Source organism: Mucilaginibacter terrae (genome assembly GCF_031951985.1).
Lineage (GTDB): Bacteria > Bacteroidota > Bacteroidia > Sphingobacteriales > Sphingobacteriaceae > Mucilaginibacter > Mucilaginibacter terrae_A.
Genome location: NZ_JAVLVU010000001.1, coordinates 4,986,951 through 5,000,055 on the forward strand (window position 1 = coordinate 4,986,951; position 13,105 = coordinate 5,000,055).

The window sequence follows — 13,105 nt, forward strand, 5'->3', positions numbered from 1 at the left end:
CTGTATAAACGTTAAAAAATGGTTATGTTTGGTACTGCTAAACGATTAAATATTTCAAATGTCGAAAAGTGTATTTCGAAAAAAGTCTCTTGAACGTATCCTGTCTGATGTAAAAAGTGGTTTTAGCGACAGCGAACACTCAGGAGGTACTCATCTCAAAAAAGAATTACTTACCAAAGATTTAACCCTGATGGGTATAGCCGCCGTAGTTGGTGCGGGTATATTCTCAACCATAGGCGAGGCCTCATTTCATGGCGGCCCGGGGGTTTCTATACTTTTTGTACTTACGGCTATAACCTGTGGTTTTTCGGCCATGTGCTATGCCGAATTTGCTTCGCGTATACCAGTAGCCGGCAGTGCTTATACCTACGCTTATGCTTCATTTGGTGAGTTGATAGCCTGGATAATAGGCTGGGATTTGCTCATGGAGTACGCCATTGGCAACATTGCGGTGGCTATATCATGGAGCGGTTATTTTGTAAACCTGCTCGAAGGGTTTAATATCCACATGCCCCAATATTTAACTATGGATTACTTTTCGGCATTTAAAGCACACGAAAAGATTCAGGAGTTAACAGCTTCGGGTAAACTATCAGAAATTACCGATCAGATCAAAAGTGCAGCCTTAGCCTGGACAACAGCCCCATCAGTAGGGGGAATTAAAATTATTGCCAATATACCTGCATTAATTATTGTAGTGCTTATTACTTACCTGGTTTATGTAGGCATACGCGAAACCAAACGTGTAACCAATGCCATGGTAATGCTCAAAATAGGCGTGGTAATAGCCGTTATTTTGCTGGGTGCATTTTATATAACGCCTGCAAACTGGCATCCGTTTATGCCTAATGGCTTTAAAGGTGTAATGAAGGGTGTATCGGGCGTATTTTTTGCTTACATAGGTTTTGATGCTATATCAACCACGGCCGAAGAATGTAAAGACCCGCAGCGCGACTTACCTAAAGGTATGATATACTCGCTTATCATCTGTACCATCTTATATGTGCTTATTGCACTGGTGCTAACCGGTATGGTAAGCTACAAAGACCTCCGCGTGGGCGACCCTCTTGCTTTTGTATTTGCCAAAGTTGGATTGCATAAAATAAGTTATGTAATATCGGTAAGCGCTGTTATTGCTACGGCCAGTGTGTTGCTTATATTCCAAATGGGGCAGCCCCGTATTTGGATGAGCATGAGCCGCGACGGTTTGTTGCCTAAGGCATTTTCGCGTATTCACCCCAAATATCAAACACCCTCGTTTGCTACAATTATAACCGGTATTGTGGTAGCAATACCCGCCTTGTTTATGAACCTTACCGAGGTGACCGATTTAACCAGTATTGGTACGCTGTTTGCCTTTGTGCTGGTTTGCGGTGGCGTACTTTTATTGCCAAAAAACGAAGCAGAAGCAGGCAGGTTCCGTATACCTTATATCAATTCAAAATGGATCGTACCGGCGTTGTTTATTGCAGGTATGGTATTTTTCTGGAAACCAATGGTTGCACTATTTCAATCAGAAAATGTGCATGAGGAGTTCCCGTTCGCCTTGTTTTTACTTTTATCTACCGCGCTAACAGTGCTTGCATTCGTAAAAAATTTATCGCTAATACCTGTGCTCGGCCTGTTAAGTTGCTTTTACTTGATGACCGAATTAGGTTATACCAACTGGCTGCGCTTTTTGGGATGGCTGGTTATAGGCCTCGTTATTTATTTTTCGTACAGCTACAACAACAGCAGGTTAGGTAAAGAACCTGAAGTAGTAAAATATAAATAATTAAAATTGGATAACAGCTGAAGCAAACAATTTTTAGTTTTTGGCATTTTAAAGGTTAAATAACATCATTAAAGTGATTTTTGCCCTGATGATTAACATATTAATTTGTTCTTTGATGGGTCTGTTAAAATATATCTTTGGTGGTGTTAACTGATAGAGTCCAGAAACTATCCAAAAAACGGGGCGTATCTGAAAAGCCATACGAGTAGGAGATCTAAACTTATTTTAAATTATGAATTGGTATTTTACCGTACTACAAAAGTACGCTCAATTTAGTGGCCGTGCGCGCCGTAAAGAGTATTGGATGTTTGCGCTAATTAATATAATAGCATCATTTATTATAGGCTTTATAACCGGCCTTATTAATTTTCCGGCCTTGTACTACATTTACAGCATTGCAATTTTACTACCCTCAATAGCTGTAGGTGTACGCCGCATGCATGATGTTGGTAAAAGCGGTTGGTTTTTATTGATACCTATCTACAATTTAATTTTAGCATGTACTCCAGGTGAAATGGGCCCCAATGAGTATGGTGAAGATCCAAAAAATAACACCATTTTTGGCGCTCAGGATTACGAGAAACCATTTGATATTAACGCATAATTTTAATTATGCTTAGCATAGTATTTTGCAGCCATTTAATTAATTTTAAGTGGCTGCAAAATTTTTTAATACCCTGCCTGTTTAAAAATTTTACCGGGTTTGATTGCCCTTTTTGCGGATTGCAACGCTCAGTAGTTGCGCTACTGGAGGGAGACCTGGTTGCAAGTTTTAAATATCAACCCGCCACCATTCTGCTGCTATTGGCTTTACTGTTAAGCGCTTCGGGTCAGCGGTTACAATTTAATAATAAGCGTTTGGTTAAACGTGTGGTATACTCGTTAACCACCGTATGCTTTTTAGCTTTTTACCTTTATAAAATTATTCCGGCACTAAACTAAGATGCTTTGTCCGCCCGAGGTAAGGTGTTTATAATCCTGCACCATAATTTCTAAAAACTGGTATTCGTTAATGGTATCAGGAGTGATTATGTTCAAATGTTTCTTGATTTTTACAGCCAGCCTGTATACTAATTCGCTGTTACGGGTACGGTTAAAGTTTTTTATTACATCATAAATCAACACCACATCATCATCGGTTAACTGCGAAGCTGCGGGATACTGGGTTTCATATTCTTCGGTAATTGGGGCAAATACCAGGTTGTTAAATTTTAGTTCGGTTGGCAGCTTTACCACAGCTGTACCGGCAACCATATCGCCAACACGCTGCCTGTTTTTTGACACCGCTACCGATACTATGGCACACGAGCCAAAGGTTATACCAAAATCAATTATCCTGAAAATCCATCTCAATAAATACTGCCCAATGGTTGGCCTTGCACCATTCATACTTACCACGCGTATTTTGGCACTACGCTTGCCAATACTTTGGCCGTTTAAAAACACCTCGCAAACCAAATCATAAAGTACACACAGTGCCAGCCAAACTATAATGGGTATTAAATAAGTATTGCTGCCAGCATATGTTTTACTTTCTATGGCCTGAAATGATAACATGGCTATAACCATGGCACAGCCAATGTAGGCTATTAAAAATATGGCATAGTCAACAGCCCGGGCTAAAGTGCGGTCGCCCAGGCCGGCTAATTCATAATCAACATCAATGTTTTGCGCTGTTTTTATTTTTATCATTTTCATGCTGTAACAAATATATATTTGCGCAGGGTAATATTGCTTATGCTAAGAATTTTTTTTATCATTAGCTCCTAAACTACCAGTCACAAACAAATGCGCGAAGCCTTATTTATTAAACACAACTCCGAGAGGTGGAAGCATTATGAAGAAGTGCCAACCCACGACCCCGATGAGTTAGCCGAGCGCTTCGTATCGGTAACTGATGATCTGGCTTATGCTAAAACGTTTTATCCAAATTCTAAAACCATTGGTTATTTAAACCAGCTGGCCGCAAGGTTTCACACCTCCATTTACAAAAACAAGAAAGAAAAGAAAGGCCGCTTTGCCGCCTTCTGGAAGTACGAATTACCGCTTTTATTTTATCGCCATCGCAGGGCATTGCTGTATTCGTTCATCTTTTTCAGCATTTCAATGCTCATAGGCGTGCTCTCGGCAAAGTATGATAACTCATTCGTAAACCTGGTTATGGGCGATGATTATGTAAACATGACCAACGATAACATTGCCAAAGGCGACCCATTTGGCGTATATAAAAAGGAAAACGAGTTTATGATGTTTATCATGATCGCCAAAAATAACCTCTATGTTACCGTGGTATGCTACTTGCTGGGCATATTTTGTTCGGTAGGTACGGTTTTTTCGCTGTTCCGTAATGGTATAATGCTGGGCGCTTTTGAGTATTTCTTTTTTAGTAAAGGGTATGGTTTAAGCTCTATACTGGTTATATGGATACACGGCACTTTAGAAATATCGTGCATTATTATTGCCGGTGCGGCAGGTTTGGTATTTGGCAATAGCATACTTTTTCCTAAAACCTTTAAACGGGTGGTATCATTTAAAAAAGGTGCCATTGAGGGGATGAAGATCACCTTGGGCATATTACCTATTATAGTGGTGGCCGCTATATTTGAAAGTTTTGTTACCCGACATACCGAAATGCCCGCCTGGTTAAGCGTCGGCATTTTATTAACCTCATTGCTATTTGTAGTGTGGTATGTAATTATTTATCCTAATTTTTTAAGCAAAAATTCTAATCTGCCTACCTACGTCAATGCAGCAAACTAATATCCAATTCAGTAAATCCCGTCAGGTTGATGATGTGGTTTCAGATTCTATCGACTTTTTGAAGCAAAACTTTAAACCTTTGCTGCGCACCTATTTTACCATATGTGGCTTGTTTGTAGTAGCAAGCATGGTAATGGGCATTGTTCACTATTTTCAAATGCGGGCACACATAGGCGATGTTGGCTCAATGTTCTCCATAGCCTACCTGATCTATGTGTTTTTTAGTATGATGTCGATAACGGCATTATTCGTAACCACGCTGTCGTACCTGGCCGTTTACCGCGATAAGCAAAATCAAACACCAACGGTTGAGGAAGTGTGGGGATATTTTAAATACTACTTTCTTAAAAGCTTTGGTGTGCTGCTCATCATCTTCATTATAAGTTGCATTGGGTTAATTTTTTGTGCCATACCGGGCATTTACCTTTTTACGGTATTATCATTAATGTTGCCCATCATCATATTAGAGAATACCACTATTGGTTACGCGTTCGATCGTTGTTTTCAAATTATTAAAAACAGCTTTTGGACGGTGTTTGGAAGCATGTTTGTAATGAGTATTATACTTACTGCAGCATATATAGCCGCACTTATACCGGTAATGCTGTTTGTACAGCTTTTTGCCATGATAAGTGGCAGCAGCTTTCAAACATTGTATTATTTGCCTATGCTGGTACTATCGCACGCTATACAGTTTTTATATGTGCTGCCCATTATTGCACTTGCCTTCAACTACTTCAGTTTAACCGAGCAACGGGAAGGCACCAGCCTGCGCGAACGTATCGAAGCATTTGGAACGGTTAAAGAGCAAAAAGACGATAATTCCATATCATCATCCGAAGAATATTAATATGGATTTTGCCAAACCCGTAATGCTGCTTAGTGATACCTTAAAGTTTAAGCCCTTGCCTTATGCAGCGGGTTATGGCAAGCATTTGGCAAAACCAGCTTTGCAACTAAAAATGGATAGTGCAAAGCTCCATTTAAGGCACCTGAGCGATGAGGCCATTACCCGTTTTGCTAACGACCCCGACTTTAATTACCAAAACCCAAAAGAGAATACAGGCAACTGGCTGGAGAACTTTTTACGCTGGCTTTCCAGCCTGCTTCATACAGGACAGGCCGAAAAACCGGGTTCGCCATACTTAACTTACGTAATTGTAGGCATCATATTTATAATAATTGTAGTTGCCCTTGTTAAAATGGCCCGGCAAACCGGTATAAACGTAATTGGGAGCGATTCTGCCAATATTGATGCGGCTACCGGTTTAAACGAAAACATACACCAGATTAGCTTTAACCAGGAAATTGAAAAAGCTACCGCCGAAGGTAATTACCGGCTGGCCGTGCGTCTGTTGTATCTGCGCACATTAAAACAGTTGAACGATACCGGCCTCATTTACTGGAAGCAAGATAAAACCAATGCGGCATACTATCATGAAATAAAAGACAGTGAGCAACAGCACCTGTTTGGTTTAATAACCCGGCAATTTGAATATGTATGGTATGGCGATTTTACGGTCGATTCGACATCGTACCAAAAAATAAGCGGTTTGTTTAACAATTTTCAGCAACAACTGCGATGAAGGATCTGAAGATATATATAGTTATCGGGTCGGTATTGTTGCTGGTTTATTTGGTGGCGCAGTACAATCAACCTAAAGTTACCGATTGGACCAAAACCTTATATCCAACAGAAAAAGCGCCCTTTGGTACCTACATCCTGCGTAACCGCATACATGATCTATTCCCTTCGGCAAGCGTACAGCATTATCGTGAGCCAGTATACAACACCCTGGCCGAGCATGGTACGCAACATGGCATTTACCTCATTATATGTAAAGATGCCAATATAAATGAATACGATTATGCACAGCTCATTAAGTTTATAAAAAGCGGGAACCAGGTTTTCATCGCAGCTAAATCATTTGGCAAGTACCTCGAAAAAGAATTGAAGTTCAGGGTAGACAGTGAGTGGAACTCGGGCAGCAATATCAACTTTGTAAATCGCAATTTAGACAGCAGCGAGGTATTTGGTGCCGATAAAAAAATAGGAAACAGTTATTTTAGTGTTATTGATACAGCAAAAACCACGGTGCTGGCACAAAACGCTGATAAAAATAGCAACTTCATTAAGTTTAACATTGGGAAGGGAGCTTTGTATCTCAATACATCGCCCTTTATGTTTAGCAATTACGGTATATTATCGTACCGGGGAGACAAATATGTGTCACAGGCATTATCATATTTAAAGCCCGATAGCTACATCATTTGGGACGAATATTACACCCGTGGCCGTGAAGGGGAAGAATCGTTAATGAGGGTGTTTTTGCAACACGCACCGCTCAGGAATGCCTTGTACATCGCCATATTCAGCCTCCTCATATTTGTGGTGTACGAAATGAAACGCAGGCAGCGCATTATACCGGTTATTGAACCGCTGCGCAATTCAACGGTTGAATTTGTGACCGTAGTAGGGCAGGTGTATTATGAGCAGCGTAACAATGCCAATATTGCGCAAAAAAAAGTGAATTATTTTTTAGAGCATATACGCACCCGTTATGGTATTAAAACCAATCATCTGGATGATGAATTTGCCCAAGTACTTATACATAAAAGCGGTGCACAACCGCAACTGGTTCACGAATTAATTGGCCAGTTTAATACCATTGCCGGGAAACAGGTAACTGATGCCCAGCTTATACTTTTAAACCATAACATTCAACAATTTTACACCCAATCGAGCTAAAATATAATGGAAAACGAGTTTTTTGAACAACGCACCGACCTAAGCGCCCTGAGCGAAGCGGTGGCCAATATAAAAGCCTCCCTGGCAAAAATAATTGTAGGCCAGCATGATACCATTGAACTGTTAATAGCAGGCATACTGGCCGATGGGCATATGCTGATAGAAGGTGTGCCGGGTATTGCCAAAACACTATCGGCCAAACTAATTGCCAAAAGCATCAATGTGCAGTTTTCGCGTATACAGTTTACGCCCGATTTAATGCCTTCGGATGTTCTGGGCACTTCCATATTTAACCCGCGTACTACCGATTTTGAATTTAAGCCCGGTCCCATATTCGGTAATATCATCCTGATTGATGAAATTAATCGTGCCCCGGCCAAAACGCAATCGGCCTTGTTCGAGGTAATGGAAGAACGCCAGATCACCATTGATCGCCGTACCTACAAAATGGAAGAACCGTTTATTGTGCTGGCCACCCAAAACCCGGTAGACCAGGAAGGTACTTATCGCCTGCCCGAAGCCCAGTTAGACCGGTTTTTGTTTAAAATAGAGGTTAAGTACCCTTCGCTTGAGGACGAAATAGCTATTATAACCCAACAACACCAGCACCGTACTATTGACCAGCTTGCCGATATACAACCCGTACTTACCGCACAGCAGGTGGTAGATTTCAGGGCGCAGGTGCGCAACCTGCACATCGAACCTAAGTTGCTGGAGTTTGTGGCTAAAATTATTCACGAAACACGTAACAACAGTTCTATATCAATGGGGGCTTCGCCACGTGCTACCTTAGCAGTGGTAAATGCGGCTAAAGCGGTTGCCGCCATGCGCGGTCGTGATTTTATTACGCCTGATGATGTGATATGGGTAACGCCGTCGGTATTGCGCCACCGTATTATGCTCACCCCCGAAAAGGAAATGGAAGGCACTTTGCCTGATGATGTTATAGCCCAGATATTCCAGAAAATCGAAATACCGCGATAGTGAAAAAAGCGTTTCGCAATTTTTATAAAAACCTGTTTTTGCAAAGCAGGCTGTTTGCCGGCTTAGGCATAGCCGCTGCCTTGTATTTAATTTCGTTTTTTTTGCCATGGCTAAGCATCGTGCCAACCTTGTTTTTTTGTACGCTGTTGCTGCTGTTTTTTGCCGATGTATGGATAATATACCGCATAGAGGGTATTAAAGCCTACCGCAAAGCGCCCGACAGGCTAAGTAACGGCGACGAAAATGATATTGATATTATTGCCGAAAGTTTGTACACGTTCAACATAAAAGCGGGTATTATTGATGAAATACCGTTTCAGTTTCAAAAGCGTGATGTGTGGTATGATATAACATTGTTGCCACGCACGCCTGTAGAGTACCGTTACGGGCTGCGCCCAACCAAGCGTGGCGAATATGCATTTGGCAACCTCATGGTTTATGCCACATCGCCCATAGGACTTGTAAGCAGGCGGTATATTTTTGAGCAAACCACAACCCTGCCTGTATACCCGTCGTTTTTACAAATGCGTAAGTATGAGTTGATGGCTATATCAAACCGGCTTACCGAGGTGGGTATAAAACGCGTGCGACGTATTGGTAACAGTATGGAGTTTGAGCAGATCAAGAATTATGTGGTAGGGGATGATTACCGTACCATCAACTGGAAGGCCACCGCCCGTAAGGGTGATTTTATGGTAAACTCTTATATTGAAGAGCGCTCGCAGCATGTGTATTGTGTAATAGATAAATCGCGCGTAATGAAGATGCCTTTTGATGGGCTGAGTTTGCTTGATTATGCCATAAATGCCAGCCTGGTATTAAGCAGTGTGGCCTTGCGTAAAGAGGATAAAGCCGGACTGATCACCATATCTGATAAAAAAGGAGCAGTAATACCTGCCGATAATAGGCCAGGGCAGCTCAATAAAATTATGCAGGTGCTCTACCGCGAAAAAACACGCTATCTTGAAACGGATACAGACTTGCTGTACCACACCATACGCCAAACATTAAAGCAGCGTAGCCTGGTAGTATACTTTACCAATATTGAAAGTTTGCCGGCGTTAAAAAGGCAGTTGCCTTTCTTTAAAAAGATATCGATGTTTCATTTGCTTTTGGTGGTGATTTTTGAGAATACCGAACTTAAAACCATGAGCGAAAGTCCGGCATCAAACGTTGAGGACATTTACACCAAAACCATTGCCGAAAAATTTGTGTACGAAAAGAAACTGATTGTAAAGGAACTGGCCGGCAATGGCATTCGCTCGATACTCACATCGCCGCAAAATTTAACGGTAGATGCCATAAACAGTTACTTTGAAATTAAAGCCGCACAAAAAATTTAATTATCTCTTTTCAAGCTCAGCATATAGATGCTTTAGCTCGGCAGTAATGTTTAAAATATTACGGAATTGAGTACCGGCTGGTTCTATTGAGGAGTCTTGGTTGTAAAGTGAATCAGGGGGTGGTTCATCAGTCGTTGAAATACAGCTTTGTAAATTGTGTAGTGCCTCGGCGGTTAATGCCTGGTTTTGTACGTTATGCTGGCTGTTTGCATCATGTAAGATCAAAGATGCAACAGACCCATACAACTGGTGGTTTAGCGCCTGAAAACGCTGTAAGCGCTCAATAGATACCTCGGCTTTGTGCGGCTCCTGCAACAGGCGCTGAAATGCGGCCGAAAAGTTAGCCAATTTGGTGTACACGTTTTTACGCAGTAGCTTGTAATCATTAAAAGCAGGTTGCTGCCCCGTAAGTTGCTCATATAAACTTTCCAGGTAAGCATAGTTAGCCTTTAAAACCTCCTTAATATTATCCGATAAGCCATGCTTTTCCCACACCGGGAAAACGTAAGATGCTGCCAGGGCAATACCGCAGCCTATTAATGTATCATACACCCGTTCGATAATAAAAACAGTTTGGCGGCCGCTGTAAATGTGCAGGGTAATCATTACCATAGGGGTAATAAACATTACACCCAGCACAAACCTGCTGCGGTAAAAGGTGTAAAAGCCCAATAAAAATACCAGTGATATAGCAATAAGCACCGTTGCACTTTGTATGGTAGCCAGCAAAAGTAAGCCTACGCCCACACCTATTAGCGTACCTACAAGCCGCTGCTTGTTACGTGTTTTAGTGATGCTGTAAGCCGGTTTCATCACAATAATTACGGTTAGCATAATCCAGTAACTGTAATTACCCAAAGGCAAAATTTGCCCCAAACAATAACCAAACACACAGGCAATGGTTAGCCGTAACGAGAAGCGGAAAACGGGAGATTTAAGGCTGAAGTGACTTTTAAGCTGCGTAAAAGTTTGAGGCTGATAAGTTAAAAGACTTTCGTAGGTAAGTGCTTCATCCTCGGCAACAGGTAGCTGGTCTTCGCCGTAAAGCATGGTTTTAAGTTGCTGTATGCGCGAGTTTATATCGTCAATGTTTTGTTTAAGTCCGTGCAATAGCAAAGCATTGGCAGGGCTTTCTTTCTCTATAACGTAATTTAACCTACTCTCTAAATATTCAATTTCGTTAGTATGTAAATCGGGTTGGTTTTTGCGGTTAAGGTAAAAAGCATGGCTGGCTTGTTCCAGCTCAAGTGCCATAATTTCAACCAACCTGCTCACAATTTCAAGCGCACCCGTAAATCCAAACTCTTTACGGAAGTGTTGGTAATCAAAATGCACGGTGGTAATACGCTCATATAGATCAATAACCTGGGTGGCTATTTTAAGCAGCCGTTGCCCGTTTTTGTTATCAGGGTGCATGGCCAGCTTATCGCGCAGCAGTAAATCGCGTACGGCTTCCTGTTTTTCGTTTACAAGCGTGTGCAGGGGTATAATGTTATGGTAGCAGTTTTCGAGCGGAATGTTATAATTATAAAATGATGTGCGGGCTTTCATGTATAAAGCCGTGGCATTCACACATTCGGCCACTGCCTGCCGTAACGAGCGGAAAGGCCATAACCAAACCTGTATCAGGCTTATTATATAATAACAAATGCCCCCGGTGAGTAAATAGGCACTGAATTCAAAGCCGTTATGCGGTTTTAGCCCTATTATAAAAATACAAAGGGCAATAGCGGTAGTACCAATTATTGAAAAACGGTTACCCAGCGCACTAAGCATCGAAAAGCCCAGGCAAAATATAAACATCACTATGCCCATAAGCCAAGGATATGGCCAGCAAAATGAGGTAACCAGTGCTGCAAAAAAGAAAAGGATAATGCTAACCAGTGAGCCTGTTTTTTTATCGTTAGATGTCCCGGAGGCTTCGGTTAGGCTGGCCAGTAAGGTACCCACACCCACGGTAACGGCTATCTGAGGTTTACCCAGGGCAAATAAAGTCCATACGGGCAATATAATGCTTATTGTGGTGCGGAGTGCATCGGTAAAAAACTCACTCGACAAAAAATAAGATATTTTTTTCTTAACGGCTAACCATTTCATTTAACACTGCAAAAGTACGCATTTGAATAAACACATTTTGCAGTTGAATAGAAATACAAAATATTTGCTGTGTTGCGGTGTAAAGTTATGTTAAAACCTTAAAGCTGCTCCCTGGTATTTGCTGCCAGCGGATTAGGATAGTTGTCGCTTTGGTCTTCGCCGGCATCATCCAGGCATTGAAAATCTTTCTCCACCAGTAAATAAAAATTAGGAGAGCGATTTTCAAAGCCAACCCTGTCGGTGCTCAGCCATTCGGTACGCATAGCCACGGGCATAAACAGGGTTATTTTATTGTTGTCAAAATTGGCCCAAAGCTCATCGGCTGCCGTTGTTTTTAAGGCGTATATTAATTGCGTTGGGCCAAAATCGGTTATATCTTCCAAATATCCTTCGCTTCCAAAGCGTTCAACTTCTGAGCGGGTTAAGCGATAGCGCAATGAGTTTCCTTTAATGCGTATTTTCATAACGATGAATTAAGATTAGCTACATGTCCTATAATAATAATGGAAGGGTAGGTGAGTTGATGTGCTTCAGCCAGGACGGGCATGTCCTCAATTGCCCCGCGTACTGATTTTTGCTGCGGCAGCGATGCATGCTGGATAATGGCAGCGGGAGTGTCGCCCCGGTTTTCTTTTATATAGGTATCGGCAATAACGTGTAGCTGTTTCATGCCCATATATATAGCTACAGTGGCATTGCTTTGCATAGCCAATCGTAAATCGGCCGATAGGGTGCCGTCTTTCTTGGTTCCGGTTATCATCCATACGCCCTCGCTTATGGCGCGGTGGGTTAAAGGTATATCTTCAAAGCCCGAAGCCTGCATGCTCGTAATGCCTGGCACGTAGGATGTTTTAATGCCCTGGCTGCGTGCGTACATAATTTCTTCATAGCCCCGGCCAAAAATGAAAGGGTCGCCGCCCTTTAACCGTATTACCGAGCCGTACTCATAAGCATACTTCTTGATCAGCTCATTAATCTCTTCTTGCGAGGCATATCGCTCATAGGGGCGTTTGCCCACGTATACCTTTAGGCACGATGGCTTGGTTAATTCGAGCAATTGTTGGTTGGCCAAATTGTCATATAGCACCACATTGGCCTTTTGTAACAGCTTATATCCCTTTAAGGTGATCAATTCCGGGTCGCCCGGGCCTGCTCCTAATACAATAAGCTCGGGTTGAGTAATTTTTATATCCTGAAAATGACTGTCTGGCGTCATGTTTTTGGTATTAATTATATAATGGTATAAAATTATGAAGTTTTTGCGTGATAAATGTGATTTATGAAATGAAAATTCGATAAAAAATGAATAAAAATGTGTTTTAATATTGTATAAATTATAAAAATAACTAAAAATCGATAAATTTTATGGATGTAATATGATTTTTTTAAGTTGAATTG

13 protein-coding genes are annotated in these 13,105 nt (G+C 41.6%); 9 read left to right on the plus strand and 4 right to left on the minus strand.

Features of this window, described 5'->3' with window-relative positions; genetic code table 11:
- Positions 1-58 precede the first annotated feature (58 nt).
- From QE417_RS21505 to QE417_RS21515, 3 genes are all read left to right on the plus strand, one after another.
- Complete coding sequence (locus tag QE417_RS21505; protein WP_311953591.1) at positions 59-1,774, plus strand: amino acid permease; 1,716 nt, start codon at positions 59-61, stop codon at positions 1,772-1,774.
- A 232-nt stretch (positions 1,775-2,006) separates the two neighbouring features.
- The gene (locus QE417_RS21510; protein WP_311953593.1) at positions 2,007-2,378 is read left to right on the plus strand and encodes a DUF805 domain-containing protein; all 372 of its coding nucleotides are present in this window, start codon (positions 2,007-2,009) and stop codon (positions 2,376-2,378) included.
- A gap of 8 nt (positions 2,379-2,386) precedes the next feature.
- Entirely contained in the window at positions 2,387-2,716 is a 330-nt protein-coding gene (locus tag QE417_RS21515; protein ID WP_311953594.1) for a DUF2752 domain-containing protein, read from the plus strand.
- On the opposite strand, the gene QE417_RS21520 is transcribed toward QE417_RS21515, so the two are convergent.
- Positions 2,708-3,472 carry an RDD family protein gene (locus QE417_RS21520; protein ID WP_311953597.1) on the minus strand — a complete coding sequence of 255 codons (765 nt, stop codon included), beginning with the start codon at positions 3,470-3,472 and terminating at the stop codon, positions 2,708-2,710. The genes QE417_RS21515 and QE417_RS21520 overlap by 9 nt on opposite strands.
- 90 nt (positions 3,473-3,562) lie before the next feature.
- Between QE417_RS21520 and QE417_RS21525 the strand changes: the two genes are divergently transcribed.
- From QE417_RS21525 to QE417_RS21550, 6 genes are read left to right on the plus strand one after another with little or no spacing between them, the layout of a single operon-like run.
- On the plus strand, positions 3,563-4,534 hold the full coding sequence (locus QE417_RS21525; RefSeq protein ID WP_311953600.1) for a stage II sporulation protein M: 972 nt from the start codon (positions 3,563-3,565) through the stop codon (positions 4,532-4,534).
- Positions 4,521-5,384: a hypothetical protein gene (locus QE417_RS21530; RefSeq protein WP_311953604.1), complete on the plus strand. Its 864-nt coding sequence runs from the start codon at positions 4,521-4,523 to the stop codon at positions 5,382-5,384. Before QE417_RS21525 ends, QE417_RS21530 begins: the two co-directional genes overlap by 14 nt.
- Position 5,385: 1 nt before the next feature.
- Positions 5,386-6,120 (plus strand): DUF4129 domain-containing protein, encoded by a 735-nt coding sequence (locus QE417_RS21535; protein WP_311953607.1) that lies wholly within the window; start codon positions 5,386-5,388, stop codon positions 6,118-6,120.
- Positions 6,117-7,283 carry a DUF4350 domain-containing protein gene (locus QE417_RS21540; RefSeq protein WP_311953610.1) on the plus strand — a complete coding sequence of 389 codons (1,167 nt, stop codon included), beginning with the start codon at positions 6,117-6,119 and terminating at the stop codon, positions 7,281-7,283. The genes QE417_RS21535 and QE417_RS21540 overlap by 4 nt, the downstream gene beginning before the upstream one ends.
- A 6-nt stretch (positions 7,284-7,289) precedes the next feature.
- Positions 7,290-8,267 carry an AAA family ATPase gene (locus QE417_RS21545; RefSeq protein ID WP_311953612.1) on the plus strand — a complete coding sequence of 326 codons (978 nt, stop codon included), beginning with the start codon at positions 7,290-7,292 and terminating at the stop codon, positions 8,265-8,267.
- Positions 8,267-9,610: a DUF58 domain-containing protein gene (locus QE417_RS21550; RefSeq protein ID WP_311953615.1), complete on the plus strand. Its 1,344-nt coding sequence runs from the start codon at positions 8,267-8,269 to the stop codon at positions 9,608-9,610. The genes QE417_RS21545 and QE417_RS21550 overlap by 1 nt, the downstream gene beginning before the upstream one ends.
- On the opposite strand, the gene QE417_RS21555 is transcribed toward QE417_RS21550, so the two are convergent.
- The 3 genes from QE417_RS21555 to cobA form a co-directional block, all read right to left on the minus strand.
- Positions 9,611-11,707, minus strand: coding sequence for an FUSC family membrane protein (locus QE417_RS21555; RefSeq protein WP_311953618.1), 2,097 nt, complete (start codon positions 11,705-11,707; stop codon positions 9,611-9,613).
- A 98-nt stretch (positions 11,708-11,805) separates the two neighbouring features.
- Positions 11,806-12,171: a DUF7009 family protein gene (locus QE417_RS21560; protein ID WP_311953622.1), complete on the minus strand. Its 366-nt coding sequence runs from the start codon at positions 12,169-12,171 to the stop codon at positions 11,806-11,808.
- The gene (cobA, locus tag QE417_RS21565) at positions 12,168-12,923 is read right to left on the minus strand and encodes a uroporphyrinogen-III C-methyltransferase (protein ID WP_311953625.1); all 756 of its coding nucleotides are present in this window, start codon (positions 12,921-12,923) and stop codon (positions 12,168-12,170) included. Before cobA ends, QE417_RS21560 begins: the two co-directional genes overlap by 4 nt.
- Between the last annotated feature and the right edge of the window lie 182 nt (positions 12,924-13,105).